The sequence below is a fragment of the Nocardioides sp. genome (assembly GCF_050699375.1).
In the GTDB taxonomy this organism is placed as follows: Bacteria; Actinomycetota; Actinomycetes; order Propionibacteriales; family Nocardioidaceae; genus Nocardioides.
On the sequence record NZ_JBOHDN010000326.1, the window covers coordinates 1 to 17,300 of the forward strand.

The window sequence follows — 17,300 nt, forward strand, 5'->3', positions numbered from 1 at the left end:
CAATAGTGCGCGGCCGCTCACTATTGTGCGCGGAACTGGTCTTGCTGCAGGTGGTCTCGACAGGCTCGACCACCGAGGGCTTACTTCGCCCAGTCGGCCTTCCAGCCCTCGATCGCGTCGGCCGGGCGGGCGGCGGGGCCGGTGTAGATCGCGGAGGGGCGGATCAGGCGGCCGGTCTTCTTCTGCTCCAGGATGTGGGCGGACCAGCCACCGGTCCGGGCGCAGGTGAACATCGAGGTGAACATGTTGGCCGGGATCTCGGCGAAGTCGAGGACGATCGCGGCCCAGAACTCGACATTGGTCTCCAGGATCCGGTCGGGGCGGCGAGCCCGCAGCTCGGACAGTGCGGCCTTCTCCAGGGCCTCGGCGACCTCGAAGCGGGGCGCGTTGAGCTCGCGTGCGGTGCGGCGCAGCACCCGTGCACGCGGGTCCTCGGCGCGGTAGACGCGGTGACCGAAACCCATCAGCCGCTCGCCGGAGTCGAGCAGCCCCTTCACGTACGCCGAGGCGTCGCCCGACTTCTCGACGTCCTCGATCATGCCGAGCACGCGCGAGGGTGCGCCACCGTGCAAGGGTCCGCTCATCGCGCCGATCGCCCCGGAGAAGGCCGCCGCCACGTCGGCGCCGGTCGAGGTGATCACGCGGGCGGTGAAGGTGGAGGCGTTCATGCCGTGCTCTGCGGCAGAGGACCAGTAGGCGTCGATCGCGTGCGCGTGCGCGGGGTTTGCCTCGCCGCGCCAGCGGATCAGGAACTTCTCGGCCAGGGTGCTGCCATTGTCGACCTCTCGCTGCGGCACCACCGGCAGATGGATCGAGCGCGCCGACTGGCCGGCGTACGAAAGGACCATGACGGCCACCCGGGCGAGGTCCGCCCGGGCCTGCTCGTCGGAGATGTCGTACGTCTGCCCGAACCCGAAGGCCGGCGCGAGCATGGGGATGGCGGCCTGGACGTCGACGCGCACGTCACCGGTGTGCACCGGCAGGTTGTAGGCCTCGGCGGGCGGCAGACCAGGACCGTAGGAGCCATCGATCAGCAGGCCCCAGACGTTCTCGAACGGCACTCGGCCGACGATGTCCTCGATGTCGACCCCGCGGTAGCGCAGTGCCGACCCCTCTTTGTCCGGCTCCGCGATCTGGGTCTCGAAAGCCACGACGCCCTCGAGACCGTGCTGTACCTGGCTCACTGCCTTCTCCAATTCTCCTAGTGTCGATGCGCATTCTGCCCCACCCGACCAGAAGATAGGCTCGACGGCATGGATATGGAGGCCGAGCTGGCGGCAGCGCGAGAGAACTACACCCGCAGCGGACTCCACGAGGACGACCTCACGTCCGACCCGTTCGCGATGTTCGAGCGGTGGTACGCCGAGGCCCGTGACGCGGGCATCGTCGAGCCCAACGCGATGGTGGTCTCGACCGTCTCGGCGACCGGCGCACCCTCGTCGCGGCTGGTGCTGCTGAAGGGCTTCTCGGCCGACGGCTTCACCTTCTTCACCAACACCGCCTCCCGCAAGGGCGAGGAGCTCGCCGCCAACCCGCGCTGTGCGGTGCTCTTCCCGTGGCATCCCCTGGAGCGTCAGGTGCGCATCGACGGGCTCGCCCACGAGCTCCCGCCTCCCGAGGTCGAGGCGTACTTCATCCAGCGCCCGCGCGGCTCCCAGATCGGTGCCCACGCCTCCCATCAGAGCAAGGTCGTCTACGGACGCGAGGAGCTGGAGGCGGCCTACGAGAGCGTGGAGGCGCGCTTCGACGACCAGCCGGTCCCGGTCCCGGAAGAGTGGGGCGGCTATCGCGTCGAACCGGAGGCGGTGGAGTTCTGGCAGGGGCGTCCCGGCCGGATGCACGACCGGCTCGTCTACCGGCGTGAGGGCGACAAGTGGCGTACGGAGAGGCTGGCCCCGTGACGGGGATGCGGCGCATCACCCAGGCGCTGGGTGGCCGGCTCGCCTACGGCGCCGACTACAACCCGGAGCAGTGGCCGGAGGAGGTCTGGGACGAGGACGTACGCCTCATGCGGGAGGCCGGGGTCAATCTGGTCAGCGTGGGGATCTTCTCCTGGGCCCTGCTCGAGCCCGCGCCGGGGGAGTACGACTTCGGCTGGCTCGACCGGGTGCTCGACAAGCTGCACGAGGGCGGGATCGCCGTGGACCTGGCGACCGCGACCGCGAGCCCGCCACCGTGGTTCTACCGGCAGCATCCCGAGGCCACGATGGTCGATGCACGCGGCGTACGCAGGTCGTTCGGCAGCCGGCAGGTCTACTGCACCGCCTCACCGGCGTTCCGCGACGCCGCGACCGACCTGGTCACCGAGATGGCGAAGCGCTATCACGATCATCCGGCCGTGGTGATGTGGCACGTCGGCAACGAGTACGGCAACCACAACGCGCACTGCATGTGCGACACCAGCGCGGCGGCGTTCCGGGAGTGGCTGCGGAGCCGCTACGGCACCATCGAGGGCCTCAACGACGCTTGGACGACCACCTTCTGGAGCCAGCGCTACACCGACTGGGACCAGATCGACCCGCCCCGCGAGGTCTCCGACAACTCCCACCCCAACCCGGGTCACCAGCTCGACTTCTGGCGCTACTCCTCCGACGCGCTCCTGGACCTCTTCAAGGCGGAGGCCGACGCGGTACGGGCGGTCTCCGACAAGCCGCTGACCACCAACTTCATGGGCTTCTGGAAGCACTCCGACCCACGTCCGTGGGCGGCCGAGGAGGACCTGGTCTCCAACGACCACTACCTCCTCGCCGAAGACGGGGCGCGCACCGAGCAGCTTGCGATGACCGCCGACCTGACCCGCTCGTTGGCGCACGGGGAACCCTGGCTCCTGCTGGAGCACTCCACCTCGGCGGTCAACTGGCAGCCCCGAAACATCGCCAAGACCGCGGGCGAGATGCGCCGCAACTCCTTCCAGCACGTCGCGCGCGGGGCCGACGGTGCGATGTTCTTCCAGTGGCGCGCCTCCCTGGGTGGCTCCGAGAAGTTCCACTCCGCGATGGTCCCGCACGCGGGCACCGAGAGCCGGGTCTGGCGAGATGTCGTACGCCTCGGGGCCGACCTCGCCGCGATCGCCGAGGTCGCCGGCAGCCGGGTGGAGCAGGCCAAGGTCGCGATCGTCTTCGACTGGGCCTCGTGGTGGGCGGCGACCTTCGACTCACACCCGTCGGTCGACGTCGACCCGATGGCGACCGCGCGGGCCTGGCACAAGGCCTGCTGGGCACGCAACCTCGGCGTCGACGTCGTCGGCGTCACCGACCCGCTCGACGGCTACGACGTGGTCGTCCTGCCCGCGCAGTATCTGCTGGACGACGCCACCGTCGCGCGCCTGACCGACTACGTCGACGGCGGTGGCACCTTGGTCGCCACCTACTTCACCGGCATCGTCGACGAGCACGACCACGTCCGACCGGGCGGCTACCCGGGCGCCCTGCGAGACCTTCTCGGCGTACGCATCGAGGAGTTCTGCCCGCTCCCCGAAGGCGCGGAGATCCCGCTGACCGCCTACGGCACCGGCACGATCTGGAGCGAGCGCGGTCGTGCGGTCGGCGCCGACGTCCTGGCGACGTACGCCACCGGCGACTGCACCGGCGACCCGGCCGTCACGCGCAGACGCGTCGGCAAGGGCACGGCCTGGTACGTCGGCACCGAGCTCACCCCCGACGCCCTCGACACCCTGGCCACCCAGGTCTTCACCACCACCAAGCCGGTCGTCGGCGGCCTCCCCGAGGGGGTCGAGGCCGTTCGGCGGGTCGGGGAGCAGGGGACGTACGTCTTCGTCATCAACCACACCCATGAAGCGGTCATCGTCCCCGTCCGGGGCACCGACCTGCTCTCCGGAAATGAAGCCGGCCCGCACATGGTGCGGGCCGGCCAGGTCGCGGTCATCCGCGAGGCCTAGCCCGAGGAACTTTTTGGCCCGGTCAACCGGGTATTCCTGGGGCTGGTGTGACTCAGCGTCGGCCGACCGCCGCCTTCGCGTTGACGATGCCGCTGCCGTAGAAACCGTTCGGCGCCTTGCCGCCCTCGCAGGTGTGCGTGGAGGTCGACGTCGTGCCGTCGGGCAGGTGGCGGACGTAGGTGTAGTCCGCCGGGACCGGGCAGGCCTTGTCGGTGGCCGACTTGAGCAGGATCTTCTCGACCGTGTTGGCCGGGAGGGTCTTGCCGGATCGGTCGTGCTTGCCGTACTTGCCGACGATCAGCGCGGCCACGCCGGCGGCGTGCGGCGAGGCCATCGAGGTGCCCTGGAGATACTGGTAGTAGGAGCACTCCCCGCTGGAGCAGTCCGAGACCGCCCACGGCACGAGCACCTCACCGGTCTCCGGGTCGATCGCACCCTCGGCGACCGCGAGGTCGTACGGGAAGGCGGCCAGGATGTTCGCGGCGTAGTCGCGCGTCCCCTCAGCGGTGTCGTACGCATCCCCACCAGGCGCCGCGACGTCGACGAAGCCGTCGCCGTAGCTGGAGTAGTAGGACTTGCGCTCGGACGGCCCGGTGGCGCTGACCGCGATGACGCCGTCACCCTCGGTGGGCATCGAGACGCAGGACTCGGGGTCGAGCATGTCGCGGACGTACGGCTCCTCGCCGGGCTCGCTGGCGAAGTCCGGGCTGCTCGCGTCGGTCTGCGGCTTGGTGTAGTCGATCGCCTGGTTGCCGGCGGCCGCGACCAGGGTGACACCGCGGCGGTGGGCGTAGTCGAGCGCACGCTGCATCGCGGTGATGATGGTCAGCTGCTCGGCCTGGTCCGCGGCGGAGTCGGCCGGGTGGCCGGTGCAGTTGAACAGCCACGGGTCGACGTAGTAGCTCATGTTGACCACGTCGATGCCGTTGCGGCCGGCGTAGGTCAGCGCGTCCACCGACGGCTGCAGGAAGAAGTAGCCGGAGTCCTGGCCGGCGCGCAGGTTGACGATGTCGGCCTGCGGGGCGACGCCGGAGATGCCGACGCCGTTGACCGGTGAGGCGATGGTCGAGGCGACGTGGGTGCCGTGTCCGTTCTCGTCGACGTCGGCCGCGTCCTCGCAGGAGCCGTCGGCCTCTTCCTCACACGGACCGTCGACGGCAGCGCCGTTGGCATCGGTCGGGATGTCGGTGGTGAAGTTGCGGCTCAGCTCGGCGTCGAAGTTGGGCGCGATGTCGGGGTGAGACCCGTCGACACCGGTGTCGAGGATGCCGACCCGGACGCCCTTGCCGCGCTCGGTCTTGTTGGCCGCCGCCGCGTCGATCTGCTTCATGTCCCACTGCAGGCCGGAGAGCGGGTCGGTCTTGCCCTTGGGCTTGGGCGCCTTCGGGCCGTTGCCCTTGTCGCCGGTGCGGAACTCGGTCTCTACCTTCGAGACCTCCTGCTTGCGGGCGGTGCGTGCCGCGTCCGGGGTGGTGGCTGCCACCACCCGGTCCTCGGCGGCGCCGACGAGCACGTCCGAGGCGTTGGCCGCAGCGGCGAATCCCTCGCCGGCGGTGACTGTCGCGACCCCGATGTCGCTGTTCTCCGAGACGATCTCGCCGCCCGCGGCGCGGACCGCCGCGCGGGCGCTGGCGGCCGAGGATCCCTCGGCGTACGCCACGACGTACCGGAGCTCTTCGTCAGCGCTGGCGGTTCCCGAGTTCGCCATGACGAGCGTGCCGGCGACCCCCAGCGCGACCGCCGTCGCACCTGTCAACAACCTACGCATGCTGCCTCCATTCCGGAATCGGTGGTCGATCTTGTCGAGACCACCCACTGTCAGGCCCTTGTCGGCCGGCAGTGGGGCCCAGCATGCCCTAATCGGCATCTGGTCGGACAGGGTTCTGACGTCGAGATCCACCCAATATTGGTTTGTGAGTGAGTGCTCACTCATTTATGATCCGTTGACATGGAGGAACGACGTACGCGGGCCAAGCCGATTCCCGCAGCAGACCGGCGTGCCGCGATCATCGCGGCGACCGAGACGCTGCTGATCGAGCACGGCACGGCGACGACCACCAGGTTGATCGCCGAGGCCGCTGGAGTCGCCGAAGGAACGATCTTCCGGCACTTCCGTGACAAGCGCGAGCTCTACCGGGCCGTGGCCGAGAACGTCTTCAACCCTTCCGACGCCGCCCGGTCGATGGCGGACGTCGTGGCGGACGCGAACGGCATCGAGGACAAGCTCCGTGCCGTCATCGACCTGCTCGCGGCGTCCTCGCAGCGCGGCTTCCTCGTCATGATGGCGGTGCGCTCGGCCGTGGTCGAGGAGTCGGACCCCGAAGGCGTACGTCCTCCTCCCGGGCCGCCGAAGTTCCTCATCGAGGCCAATAAGGCCCTCGTCGACAACCTGACGCGGCTCGTCTTCGAGCCGCACGAGAGCGAGTTGCGGCTTCCGCCGCGAAAGGCCGCGCTGGTGCTGCGCAGCCTCACGATCGGGGCCTGGCTTCCCGGTCTGAACCGAGCGAACCTGCCGTTGAGCAGCGAGGACGTCATCGACGTGCTGCTCGGCGGGATTCTCATCGAGCACAGCCTGACCAGAGAGACCCCCTGAATGCTTCTCAGACTGCTGCGGGAGTATCTGCTCCCCTACAAGAAGTTCCTGATCGTCATCGCGATCCTGCAGCTCCTCTCGACCTCGGCGTTCATGCTGCTGCCCAGCCTGAACGCCGACATCATCGACAAGGGCGTGGCCGAGGGCGACACCGACTACATCCTCGAGATCGGCGCGATCATGCTCGGCGTCGCGCTGGTGCAGATCCTCGCCTCGATCGTCAGCGTCTACTTCGCCGCACGGAGCGCGATGAGCTTCGGCCGGGATCTGCGGGCGGCGATCTTCGCGAGAGTCGGCTCGTTCAGCGCCCGCGAGGTCGGCCGCTTCGGTGCCCCGTCCCTGATCACCCGGACCACGAACGACGTCCAGCAGGTCCAGATGCTCGCCGTGCTCACCTGCACGCTCGCGGTGATGGTGCCGATGATGATGGTCGGCGGAGTCGTGATGGCGATCCAGGAGGACGCCGAGCTCTCCTGGCTGCTCGCCGTCGTCATCCCGGCGCTGCTCGTCTCCATGGCCGTGATCGTGCGTGGCATGGTGCCCAACTTCCGAAAGGTGCAGGAGCGCATCGACTCGGTCAACCGCATCCTGCGTGAGCAGATCACCGGCATCCGAGTGATCCGCGCGTTCGTGCGCGAGCGCGAGGAGACCGAGCGCTTCGCGAAGGCCAACGACGACCTCACCGATGTCGCGCTGCGGGCCGGTCGCTGGATGTCGGCGATGTTCCCGCTGATGATGCTGGTCATCAACGTCGCCAGTGTCGCGGTGATCTGGTTCGGCGGCATCCGCGTCGACAACGGCGAGATGCAGGTCGGCCCGCTGACTGCCTTCCTGCAGTACCTGACGCAGATCCTGATGTCGATCATGATGGGCACGTTCATGCTCATGCAGGTGCCGCGTGCTGCCGTCTGCGCGGACCGGATCGCCGAGGTCCTCGACACCGAGACCAGCGTGGTGCCGCCGGCGGCGGGCGTCACCGAGATCTCCCGGCGTGGCCACGTGGACATGGTCGGTGCCGGCTTCACCTACCCGGGCGCGGACCACCCCGTGCTCGAGGACCTCACCTTCGAGGCCCGGCCCGGGCAGACCGTCGCGATCATCGGCTCCACCGGTGCCGGCAAGACGACCCTCCTGGGTCTCGTCCCACGGCTCTTCGACGCGACGGCCGGTGTCGTCCGGGTCGCTGGGACCGACGTACGTGACCTCGACCCGGCCACGCTGCGCAGCACCCTCGGGCTGGTGCCGCAGAAGGCCTTCCTCTTCACCGGCACCGTCAGGTCCAACCTGCTCCACGGCAAGCCGGACGCCACCGACGAGGAGCTGTGGCACGCGCTCCAGGTCGCCCAGGCCCGTGACTTCGTCGAGAAGATGGCCCCCGAGGGCGGCACCGGCCTCGACGCCGAGATCGACCAGGGCGGCACCAACGTCTCCGGCGGCCAACGGCAGCGCCTGGCCATCGCCCGGGCCCTGGTGAGACGGCCCGACATCTATCTCTTCGACGACTCGTTCTCCGCGCTCGACGTCGCCACCGACGCCCGGCTCCGAGCCGCGCTCGCGCCGGAGACCCGCAACGCCACGGTGATCGTGGTCGCCCAGCGGGTCTCCACCATCCGTGACGCCGACAAGATCCTCGTCCTCGAGGATGGCGCCATCGTGGGCGAAGGCAGCCACGACGAGCTCCTCGCCGGCAACGCCACCTACCAGGAGATCGTCTCCTCCCAGCTCAGCGCAGAGGAGGCCGCGGCATGAACGACCAGAAGAACGACCAGACGACTGGCCAGATGAAGAAGACCGAGCGGATCGTACGTCCCCAGGGCGGCCCCGGGCCGATGGGCGCGGGCGGCGCAGTGGGCGACAAGGCGATGACCTTCGTCCCTTCGGCCAAGCGACTGCTGCGCCGGATGGCGCCCTACAGGGCCCAGGTCGCCGGCACGGTCGTCCTGGCCGCGATCAGCGTCACCCTGATGTCGCTGGGTCCGTGGCTGCTGGGCCGGGCGACCGACATCATCTTCGGTGGCATCTTCTCCCGGGACCTGCCTGCGGGGATCACCCAGGAGGAGGCGGTCGAGGGTCTTCGCGCACAGGGCGACGACAAGATCGCCGACATGCTCTCCGGGATGGACCACGTCACCCCGGGCCAGGGCGTCGACTTCGACGCCCTGGGCAACGCGCTGATCATCGTGCTTGCCGTCTATCTGCTCGCCTCGCTGCTCGCCTTCGCCCAGGGCTGGATCCTCAACTCGGTCGTCCAGGGCACGGTGAGGGGCCTGCGCGAGGATGTCGAGAAGAAGGTCCACAGCGTCCCGCTGTCCTACTTCGACAAGCAGCCGCGCGGCGAGCTGCTCAGCCGGGTCACCAACGACATCGACAACATCAGCCAGACCCTGCAGCAGACCTTCAGCCAGGTGCTGACCGCGCTGTTCACGCTGGTCACGGTGCTGTTCATGATGTTCTGGATCAGCCCGGTGCTGGCGCTGATCGCGCTGCTCGCGGTGCCGGTCTCGCTGGTCGTGACCAGGGCCGTGATGAAGCGGTCCCAGGGCCAGTTCGTGGCCCAGTGGCGCCACACCGGCAAGCTCAACGGCCACATCGAGGAGACCTTCTCCGGCCACGACCTGGTCAAGGTCTTCGGGCGCCAGGACGAGGTCGAGAAGACCTTCGCGGAGGAGAACGACAAGCTCTTCGACGCGGCCTTCAAGGCACAGTTCATCAGCGGGATCCTGATGCCGCTGATGATGTTCGTGGGCAACCTGATGTTCGTCGTGGTCTGCGTCGTCGGGTCCCTCCGTGTCGCCAGCGGCGCCCTGAGCCTGGGCGAGCTGCAGGCCTTCATCCAGTACTCCCGCCAGTTCACCCAGCCCATCACCACCCTCGCCTCGATGATGAACCTGCTCCAGTCGGGCGTCGCCTCGGCCGAGCGTGTCTTCGAGCTGCTCGACGCCGAGGAGCAGACGCCCGATGTCGGTGTTCCCCGCACCGGCGCGGCGGGGGCAGGCGAGGTGCGCTTCGAGCACGTCTCGTTCTCCTACGACGAGCACAAGCCGCTGATCGAGGACCTGTCCCTGGTGGCTCGTCCCGGCCAGACCGTCGCGATCGTCGGACCCACCGGGGCCGGCAAGACCACCCTGGTCAACCTGATCATGCGGTTCTACGAGCTCGGCGCCGGACGGATCACGCTCGACGGGGCCGACATCGCCTCGATCCCGCGTGCCGACCTGCGGGCCCGCACCGGCATGGTCCTCCAGGACACCTGGCTCTTCGAGGGCACCATCCGGGACAACATCCGCTACGGCCGTCCGTCCGCGACCGAGGAGGAGATCCTCGAGGCGGCCACCGCGACGTACGTCGACCGGTTCGTGCACTCGCTGCCCGAGGGCTACGACACCCTGATCACCGACGAGGGCGGCAACCTCTCGGCGGGCGAGCGGCAGCTGATCACCATCGCGCGGGCCTTCCTCGCCGAGCCGTCGCTGCTGATCCTCGACGAGGCGACCTCCTCGGTCGACACTCGCACCGAGCTGCTCCTGCAGCATGCCATGGCGGCGCTGCGCTCGGACCGTACGTCCTTTGTGATCGCCCACCGGCTCTCCACGATCCGCGATGCCGACCTGATCCTGGTCATGCGTGACGGCGCCATCGTCGAGCAGGGCAACCACGCCGAGCTGCTCGAGGCCGACGGCGCGTACGCCGAGCTCTACCAGTCGCAGTTCAGCCTTCCGCTGGTGGAGGAGCCGGCCTGAGCAGTCGACGCCGAGAAATAAACCCTTTGATCCCGGTGTGCCCCGGCGCCTACCGTTGCAGGACACGGGAAAGGAGGTGATCCGATCAGATGAAGAACGATTGGATGCGTGAGGTGGCTGCTCGTTAGCAGCTTCTCCAACTATGGATAAGGGCTGGCAATCCAGAGGTAGCCACCCGACCCGCAGGCGTACCGGACTCATCCACCGGGTTGGCCCGAGGCCCGCCTGCGGGTCGTCCCGTTCTCGGGAGGCCGGCGGCCGATTTCCAGGCGCCGATGTGATCAACGACAAGTTGTGTTCCGCAACTAAATCAGCGTACATTGGTTGTCTATAGTCAACCAATTCATGTGAGAGCCGGTCGTCACTTGTCAGAGTCCTCGCCGCAGCAGTCATCGCAGGCCCCAGCGCCGCAGATGACCCACCGTCAGATCATGGAGGTCCTCTCGGGCCTCCTGATGGCGCTCTTCGTCGCCATGTTGTCCAGCACGTCGGTCACCAACGCCCTGCCGCGGATCGTGACCGACCTCGGCGGCACCCAGGGTGGCTACACCTGGATCGTCGTCTCGAGCATGCTGGCGATGACCGCGACCACGCCGATCTGGGGCAAGCTCGCCGACCTCTACAACAAGAAGGTGCTGGTCCAGGTCGCGCTCGGCCTGTTCATCGTCGGCTCGGCGATCAGTGGTCTGGCGCCATCGATGCCCGTGATCATCACCGGCCGCGTGATCGCCGGCCTCGGCATGGGCGGCATCGTCGCGCTGATCCAGGTGATCATCGCGACGATCGTGTCGCCGCGTGAGCGCGGCCGCTACTCGGGCTACATCGGTGCCGTCTTCGCCCTGGCCACCGTCATCGGACCGCTCGCCGGTGGCGTGATCGTCGACTCCCCGCTGGGTTGGCCGGGCGTGTTCTACGTCGGCGTGCCGTTCGCGGTCGTCGCCTTCGTCCTGCTCCAGAAGACCCTGCACCTCCCGCAGGTGCGTCGCGAGGTCAGCATCGACTACCTCGGCGCCTTCCTGCTGGTCGCCGGCGTCTCGACGCTGCTGATCTGGGTCACCCTGGGCGGCTCCTCCTTCGCCTGGACCTCGCTGACCTCGTACGTCCTGGTCGCCGGCAGTGTCATCGTGCTCGCGCTCGCGATCCTGGTCGAGGGCAGGTTCGCCAAGGAGCCGATCATCCCGCTGCGGCTCTTCCGCGACCGCACCATGGTGTTCGCCACGATCGCCTCGTTCTTCGTCGGCGCCGGGATGTTCGGTGCGACGGTCTATCTGCAGCAGTACTTCCAGACCGCCCGCGAGATGACGCCGACCCATGCCGGCCTGATGTCGATCTGCATGGTGTTCGGGCTGTCCGGCGCGGGGATGATCACCGGCCGCTTGATCAGCGCGACCGGTCGCTGGAAGCGCTACCTGGTCTTCGGCGGGATCATGCTGCCGGTCGGCCTCTACCTGCTCAGCACCATCGACGAGAGCACCAACCTGGCCATGGTCGGCGCCTTCATGGCGGTCGTCGGCCTCGGTGTCGGCGCCACCAACCAGAACCTCGTGCTCGCGGTGCAGAACAACCTCGACAACAAGGACATGGGAGCGGGCTCCTCGGTCGTCGCCTTCTTCCGGTCGATGGGCGGCTCGATGGGCATCGCGGCACTCGGTGCCGTACTCTCCCACCGCGTGGAGGACGTGATCACGGACGGCATCCCCGACCTGGTGGCCAGCGGCAAGGTCACCCCCGAGCAGCTCCAGAGCCTTCGGGGTGATGGGCTCGCCGACCCGGCGAGCATGCCGAGCGCGATGCAGGCCCTCTACGAGCATGCCTTCGCCGTCGCCACCGCGGACCTCTTCCTGGTGGCCCTCCCGTGTGCGCTGATCGCGCTGGCCGCGATCCTCGCCATCAAGGAGGTCCCGCTGAGGACCACCCTCGAGGACCTCTCCGAGGAGAAGGTCGCTCCGGAGGTCGCCGTCGAGCTCGAGGCCGGGGGAGCTGGTCGGAGATGACCGCTACCGACAAGTCGGTCGAAGGCACCCACGTCGAAGGCACCCACGGCGACGGGGATCCGCGTGATGAGTCGCTGACCCGGCTCGAGTCCGAGATCGGCGTGCTCATGTGGCGAGCGAAGCGGGCGATGAAGGTGCGCGGCCGGATGCTCCACCCCGACCTTCCGCCGGGCGGCTACCTGATGCTGACCTGGCTCGCCGAGCGCGGGCCGGTGCGGGCGTCCGCGCTGGTCGACGGGCTCGGGATCGACAAGGGCGCGGTCAGCCGGATGATGCAGTCGATGATCGACCTGGGTCTGCTCGAGCGTCATCCCGATCCTGAGGACGGGCGGGCCAGCCTGGTGTCGGTGACCGCGGAGGCGCGCGAGGGGCTCGACCGGGTGGCACGGGAGCGTCGCGTACGTTTCGACGACCGCCTTGCCGAGTGGAGTCCGGGTGAGATCAACCGGCTCAGCGCTATGCTGTCTCGATACAACGAGGCCCTGGAGAGCCAGGGGTCGTGATCGCAGGTGGACGTCGTCGGGGACACATCCTGCTGGGTTCGGTTTTTACTTATGCGAGGACGTAGGATTAGCCCGTGAGCGATCTCATCGACACCACTGAGATGTACCTTCGCACCATCTATGAGCTGGTCGAAGAGGGGATCGTTCCGCTGCGCGCCCGCATCGCCGAGCGCCTGCACCAGTCGGGTCCCACGGTCTCCCAGACCGTTGCCCGGATGGAGCGTGACGGCCTGCTCACCGTCGAGGGTGACCGCCACCTGCAGCTCACCGAGGAGGGCCTCCGCCTGGCCACCCGGGTGATGCGCAAGCACCGCCTCGCCGAGCGCCTGCTCACCGACGTGATCGGTCTCGACTGGGAGCTCGTCCACGAGGAGGCGTGCCGCTGGGAGCACGTCATGTCGGAGACCGTCGAGAAGAGGCTGCTCGACCTGCTGGGGGACCCGACCGAGTCGCCCTACGGCAACCCGATCCCGGGGCTCGACGAGCTCGGTGGCAAGCCCGCCGACGAGGACTTCATGGCCGGGGTCCAGTCGCTCACCGCCGCAGCCAGCTCCGAGCGCTCCACCGTCCTGGTGCGCCGCATCTCCGAGGAGATGCAGAAGGACGAGTCCTTGATGAGCGCGCTCCGCCGGGTCGGCGCGACCCCCGACCAGACCGTCGCCATCAAGGCGACCGCCGACGGTGTGCTGCTCGGCTCCGGCGGCGAGACCGCGGAGATCATTCCCGAGGCCGCCGACCACATCTTCGTCAAGGCTCTCTGAGCGATCTCGCTGGCCCATCTCCTCGGGGCCTCCACTCTTTAACGCCCTGAGTCAATCACTTTTGGCTCTACGAGTCGGCCCCGAAATCGCAACGGACAGCCCACTTTCGCAACCGTGGGTCAAATTATCTCGACGTCAGCAGATTCTGGCACGTGACTCTGGACCGATTACGGTCTAGATGCTTATGTTTGACGTGCGGGGGCTGCTGGAGGCCAGGTTATCGATGTGGGCTTTCAGCAGTTGTCATGTCGAGACTTGCGGGGGTCTCCGGAGGGGAGAGCTCTATGGAGGTCGTTCATCTGCCCGCTCGCGGTCGCGAGCTGGATGAGACGTTCCGCCCAGTTGCCGTCCATCACACCGACACCGGTCTGACCCGCCACCTCGAACGCGGCGAGGAGATCGTGCTCACCGACCTCGGTGGCGACTTCCACAGCGCCAAGGTGCTGCTCATCGACGAGGGCCCGGTCTACCACTTCTTCATCGGCGCCAGGCTGTCCGTCGACGAGGCCGCCGGCCGCATGGCCAAGATGCCGATGCCGGTCGAGTCACGCTCTGCGTGAGGCCAGGCTGGTGAGGAACTCACTGGTCCCGACCTCGATCTTGTACGCAGCGTCCCCATCACCCCTGGTGGCGCCCCTGTTCACGATCACGACCGGGGTCCCGGCCTTCGCCGCCCGGCGTACGAACCGATAGCCACTCATCACCGCCAGGCTCGAACCCGCGACGAGCAGGGCGCCGCGGTGTTCTGACAGTGCGTCGACCGCGTCCATGCACCGGGCAACCCGTTCCTTGGGGACGTTCTCGCCGAAGAAGACCACGTCGGGTTTGAGGATGCCGCCACAGATCTCACAGTCGGGTACGACGAAGTCCTGCGTCTCCTCGAGCGCGACGTCGCCGTCGGGACGGCTCTCCACATCGGCATGCGCCTCGGCCCAGCCGGCGTTGAGCACATCCATCCGCTTCTGGAGCTCACGGCGCGGGCTCACCGTCCGGCAGGACAGGCAGAGCACGTCGGCCACCCGCCCGTGAAGGGTGACGATCCGGCCGCTCGCGGCCAGCTCCAGGGCCGCCTGCTCGTCCAGACCGTCGACGTTCTGGGTGATCAACAGCTCGGGGTCGATCGCCGCCAGGGCCCGGTGGCCGGCGTTCGGCTCGGCGCCGCCCATCCGCTGCCAACCGAGGTGGCTGCGTGCCCAGTAGCGCTGCCGTTCCTGCGGCCCGGAGATGAACTGCTGGTAGGTCATCGGCTGCCGTGCCGGGCTGCCCGGGCTGCGGTAGTCGGGGATGCCCGAGTCGGTCGAGACGCCCGCCCCGGTCAGGACGACGAGCGGACGGTCCTCGAGCAGGGCAAGAGCCGCGGCGTACGAGTCCTCGAATGTGCTCGCCCCAGGGGCCGGGGTCGCGGGGGACCCCAGGGTCACGAGGCGTACCTGCCCTCGGCACGAGCCTTGCGCTTGGCGGCCTCGACCTCGCGGTTCTTCTTGGGCGCGTTGGTGACCAGGTCGTCGAGGAGGTGCCGGGTGATGTGCGCGATCTCGGCGACGGCGTTGTCGAAGGCCTCCTGGTTGGCGGCAGACGGCTTGGTCGTGCCACTCACCTTGCGTACGAACTGGAGGGCGGCGGCTGCGACCTCGTCGTTGGTGGCGGGCGGCTCGAAGTTGTGGAGCGGGCGGATGTTGCGGCACATGCCGACAACGGTACTCGGATCGCGGAGGGTCAGCGGCGGACCAGAGTCACCGGGATCGTCCCTGCACACGGGAAGGCGCCGGCCCGCGGGGTAGGGGAGGCTTCGGTCCGGAGCCCCGGGCCGGTCTGGTGTCGTCGGCAGGTGATGCCGGCCTGGGCACGACGCCGTCCTCGAGCAGCTGACTCGCCATCAGCGCGGCCTGGGTGCGGTGGCTGACGCCGAGCTTGGCGAGGAGCCCGGTGATGTGGTTCTTCACGGTCTTCTCGGCCAGCACCAGCCGCTCGGCGATCTGGCGGTTGGAGATGCCTTCGGCGAGCAGCACCAGGATCCGCCGCTGCTGCGGGGTCAGCTCGGCGACCACCTCATGCATCCGGCGGCGCTCCTCGACGTTGTGCACCACCTTGGCCGCGGCCTCGGGGTCGAAGAGGGTGTGGCCGCTGGCCACCAGGCGTACGCCGGAGACGAGGCTCGAGGCCTCGATCTGCTTGAGCACGTAGCCGGCCGCCCCGGCCATGATCGCCTGGCTCATCACCTGGTCGTCGGCGTCGGTGGCCAGGATCATGCAGCGGATGTCGGTCGTCATCGCCAGCGCCTCACGGCACAGAGCGACCCCCGATGAATCGGGCAGATGGGCGTCGAGGATGAGTACGTCCGGGCGGAGCGTGGCTATCAGGGGCCGCGCCTCGGCGGCCGTGCGGGCCTCGCCGACGACCTCGATGTTCGGCTCGGCCAGCAGGACCGAGCGTACGCCGACGCGTACGACATCATGACCATCGACAAGCAGCACGCTGATCACCGCGTCGCCCACTTGGCTCGTCTCTCATCTCATGGTTGTGGATGGTGCCGGCCCGTTCACCGAACGCTGACTCATCGCAAGAAACCGCTTAAGCGTAACGCTAATGATGCAGCATTTGATGTCTCGGTGACCGTGCCTTCCCCAGATTTCCTACCTTCTGGAAAGGTAGCGGTTATGACGACTTCCCGCGATCTCGACATCGTTCTGTTCGGCGCCACCGGGTTCACGGGCGGCCTGGTCGCCGGCTATCTCGCCGAGCATGCGCCCGAGGGGCTTCGGTGGGCGCTCGCGGGCCGTTCCCTGGAGCGTCTCGGTGCCGTTCGGGACTCGCTCGGATCCACCGGCGTGGAGCTGATCGAGGCCGACGTGAACGATTCCGCGTCGCTGGCGTCGCTGGCGGCTCGGTCCCGTGTCGTGATCAGCACGGTCGGGCCCTACCTCGAGTTCGGCGAGCCGCTGGTGAAGGCATGCGCGGAGGCGGGCGCGGACTACGTGGATCTGACCGGAGAACCTGAGTTCGTCGACCGGATGTTCGTGAAGTACGACGCCGTCGCGCGTGCCAACGGCGCCCGGATCGTGCACGCGTGCGGTTTCGACTCGATCCCGCACGACCTCGGTGCGTTCTTCACGGTGCGCGAGCTCGCTGCAGGCGGAGCGATCACCGAGCCGTTGGCGATGAAGGGCGTCGTACGCTCCAACGCCACCTTCTCCGGCGGCACCTTCCACTCGGCGCTGGGACAGATCTCGCGGCCGCGAGAGATGGCGGCGGCCTCCCGGGCCCGTCGGGCCATCGAGGAGCGGCCGGCGGGGCGTAGGTCCCGACCGGCGAAGCCTTCTCTGGGCCGCGACCGGGAGCTGGGCTTCTGGCTGCTGCCGCTGCCGACGATCGACCCGTTCATCGTCGCCCGCAGCGGGGCGGCGCTGCCTGCGTACGGGCCCTCCTTCACCTATTCGCACTTCGCCGGGACCAAGACGTTGAAGTACGCCGTCGGGGGTGTGGTCGGGGTCAGCGGTCTGGCGCTCGCGCTGCAGGTGCCGCCGCTGCGGACCAGGATCGGCGAGCGGGTCAAGCAGGGCTCCGGGCCTTCCGAGCAGCGCCGCGAGAAGTCGTGGTTCACGGTCGACTTCGTGGCTGAGTCCGGCGATCGGCGGATCCACACCAAGGTCTCCGGTGGCGACCCGGGCTACACCGAGACCGCGAAGATGCTGGCCGAGTCGGCCTTGTGCCTGGCCTTCGACTCGCTTCCCGAGACCTCTGGTTCGGTGACCACGGCCGCCGCGATGGGCGATGCGCTGCTGGCTCGCCTGCAGGCTGCCGGCATCCGGTT

Annotated in this window: 15 protein-coding genes; 10 read left to right on the top strand and 5 right to left on the bottom strand. The window is 68.4% G+C overall.

Annotation, left to right across the window (positions count from 1 at the left end):
- Nucleotides 1–80: 80 nt before the first annotated feature.
- A complete protein-coding gene (locus ACRDPS_RS22480; protein WP_431503890.1) occupies nt 81–1,184 on the bottom strand; it encodes a citrate synthase 2 in 1,104 nt (367 codons plus the stop codon).
- A 69-nt stretch (nt 1,185–1,253) separates the two neighbouring features.
- On the opposite strand from ACRDPS_RS22480, the gene pdxH reads away from it, so the two are divergent.
- Together pdxH and ACRDPS_RS22490 are read left to right on the top strand one after the other, a co-directional pair.
- The gene (gene pdxH / locus ACRDPS_RS22485; protein ID WP_431503891.1) at nt 1,254–1,901 is read left to right on the top strand and encodes a pyridoxamine 5'-phosphate oxidase; all 648 of its coding nucleotides are present in this window, start codon (nt 1,254–1,256) and stop codon (nt 1,899–1,901) included.
- A gap of 5 nt (nt 1,902–1,906) precedes the next feature.
- Nucleotides 1,907–3,898, top strand: coding sequence for a beta-galactosidase (locus ACRDPS_RS22490; RefSeq protein ID WP_431503904.1), 1,992 nt, complete (start codon nt 1,907–1,909; stop codon nt 3,896–3,898).
- 52 nt (nt 3,899–3,950) lie between these two features.
- On the opposite strand, the gene ACRDPS_RS22495 is transcribed toward ACRDPS_RS22490, so the two are convergent.
- Nucleotides 3,951–5,666 carry a S8 family peptidase gene (locus tag ACRDPS_RS22495; RefSeq protein WP_431503892.1) on the bottom strand — a complete coding sequence of 572 codons (1,716 nt, stop codon included), beginning with the start codon at nt 5,664–5,666 and terminating at the stop codon, nt 3,951–3,953.
- 180 nt (nt 5,667–5,846) lie between these two features.
- Here ACRDPS_RS22495 and ACRDPS_RS22500 point away from each other — a divergent pair, with 180 nt between their 5' ends.
- From ACRDPS_RS22500 to ACRDPS_RS22530, 7 genes are all read left to right on the top strand, one after another.
- Nucleotides 5,847–6,491 carry a TetR/AcrR family transcriptional regulator gene (locus tag ACRDPS_RS22500; protein WP_431503893.1) on the top strand — a complete coding sequence of 215 codons (645 nt, stop codon included), beginning with the start codon at nt 5,847–5,849 and terminating at the stop codon, nt 6,489–6,491.
- Nucleotides 6,492–8,240 carry an ABC transporter ATP-binding protein gene (locus ACRDPS_RS22505; RefSeq protein WP_431503894.1) on the top strand — a complete coding sequence of 583 codons (1,749 nt, stop codon included), beginning with the start codon at nt 6,492–6,494 and terminating at the stop codon, nt 8,238–8,240. It begins immediately after the preceding gene.
- On the top strand, nt 8,237–10,231 hold the full coding sequence (locus ACRDPS_RS22510; RefSeq protein WP_431503895.1) for an ABC transporter ATP-binding protein: 1,995 nt from the start codon (nt 8,237–8,239) through the stop codon (nt 10,229–10,231). The genes ACRDPS_RS22505 and ACRDPS_RS22510 overlap by 4 nt, the downstream gene beginning before the upstream one ends.
- A 431-nt stretch (nt 10,232–10,662) precedes the next feature.
- Nucleotides 10,663–12,225 (top strand): MDR family MFS transporter, encoded by a 1,563-nt coding sequence (locus ACRDPS_RS22515; RefSeq protein WP_431503896.1) that lies wholly within the window; start codon nt 10,663–10,665, stop codon nt 12,223–12,225.
- Nucleotides 12,222–12,728: a MarR family winged helix-turn-helix transcriptional regulator gene (locus tag ACRDPS_RS22520; RefSeq protein ID WP_431503897.1), complete on the top strand. Its 507-nt coding sequence runs from the start codon at nt 12,222–12,224 to the stop codon at nt 12,726–12,728. Before ACRDPS_RS22515 ends, ACRDPS_RS22520 begins: the two co-directional genes overlap by 4 nt.
- A gap of 74 nt (nt 12,729–12,802) precedes the next feature.
- Complete coding sequence (locus ACRDPS_RS22525) at nt 12,803–13,489, top strand: metal-dependent transcriptional regulator (protein ID WP_431503898.1); 687 nt, start codon at nt 12,803–12,805, stop codon at nt 13,487–13,489.
- A gap of 284 nt (nt 13,490–13,773) precedes the next feature.
- A complete protein-coding gene (locus ACRDPS_RS22530) occupies nt 13,774–14,049 on the top strand; it encodes a hypothetical protein (RefSeq protein ID WP_431503899.1) in 276 nt (91 codons plus the stop codon).
- Here the strand turns inward: ACRDPS_RS22530 and ACRDPS_RS22535 are convergent.
- Genes ACRDPS_RS22535 through ACRDPS_RS22545 form a run of 3 tightly spaced genes read right to left on the bottom strand, consistent with a single transcriptional unit; the run spans nt 14,035 to nt 15,984 of the window.
- Complete coding sequence (locus ACRDPS_RS22535; RefSeq protein WP_431503900.1) at nt 14,035–14,910, bottom strand: Sir2 family NAD-dependent protein deacetylase; 876 nt, start codon at nt 14,908–14,910, stop codon at nt 14,035–14,037. The two genes, ACRDPS_RS22530 and ACRDPS_RS22535, sit on opposite strands and share 15 nt — an antisense overlap.
- A complete protein-coding gene (locus ACRDPS_RS22540; RefSeq protein WP_431503901.1) occupies nt 14,907–15,176 on the bottom strand; it encodes a DUF2277 domain-containing protein in 270 nt (89 codons plus the stop codon). Before ACRDPS_RS22540 ends, ACRDPS_RS22535 begins: the two co-directional genes overlap by 4 nt.
- Nucleotides 15,177–15,222: 46 nt before the next feature.
- Nucleotides 15,223–15,984 carry a response regulator gene (locus ACRDPS_RS22545; RefSeq protein ID WP_431503902.1) on the bottom strand — a complete coding sequence of 254 codons (762 nt, stop codon included), beginning with the start codon at nt 15,982–15,984 and terminating at the stop codon, nt 15,223–15,225.
- A gap of 162 nt (nt 15,985–16,146) precedes the next feature.
- On the opposite strand from ACRDPS_RS22545, the gene ACRDPS_RS22550 reads away from it, so the two are divergent.
- The coding region (locus ACRDPS_RS22550; protein WP_431503903.1) for a saccharopine dehydrogenase family protein at nt 16,147–17,300 on the top strand (1,154 nt) is incomplete at its 3' end.

What these genes read in the sequence shown, in the direction of transcription:
- pdxH (WP_431503891.1), top strand. Translation starts at nt 1,254, where the DNA reads ATGGATATGGAGGCCGAGCTGGCGGCAGCGCGAGAGAACTACACCCGC.
- ACRDPS_RS22490 (WP_431503904.1), top strand. Translation starts at nt 1,907, where the DNA reads ATGCGGCGCATCACCCAGGCGCTGGGTGGCCGGCTCGCCTACGGCGCC.
- ACRDPS_RS22495 (WP_431503892.1), bottom strand. Translation starts at nt 5,666, where the DNA reads ATGCGTAGGTTGTTGACAGGTGCGACGGCGGTCGCGCTGGGGGTCGCC.
- ACRDPS_RS22500 (WP_431503893.1), top strand. Translation starts at nt 5,847, where the DNA reads ATGGAGGAACGACGTACGCGGGCCAAGCCGATTCCCGCAGCAGACCGG.
- ACRDPS_RS22505 (WP_431503894.1), top strand. Translation starts at nt 6,492, where the DNA reads ATGCTTCTCAGACTGCTGCGGGAGTATCTGCTCCCCTACAAGAAGTTC.
- ACRDPS_RS22510 (WP_431503895.1), top strand. Translation starts at nt 8,237, where the DNA reads ATGAACGACCAGAAGAACGACCAGACGACTGGCCAGATGAAGAAGACC.
- ACRDPS_RS22515 (WP_431503896.1), top strand. Translation starts at nt 10,663, where the DNA reads ATGGAGGTCCTCTCGGGCCTCCTGATGGCGCTCTTCGTCGCCATGTTG.
- ACRDPS_RS22520 (WP_431503897.1), top strand. Translation starts at nt 12,222, where the DNA reads ATGACCGCTACCGACAAGTCGGTCGAAGGCACCCACGTCGAAGGCACC.
- ACRDPS_RS22530 (WP_431503899.1), top strand. Translation starts at nt 13,774, where the DNA reads ATGGAGGTCGTTCATCTGCCCGCTCGCGGTCGCGAGCTGGATGAGACG.
- ACRDPS_RS22540 (WP_431503901.1), bottom strand. Translation starts at nt 15,176, where the DNA reads ATGTGCCGCAACATCCGCCCGCTCCACAACTTCGAGCCGCCCGCCACC.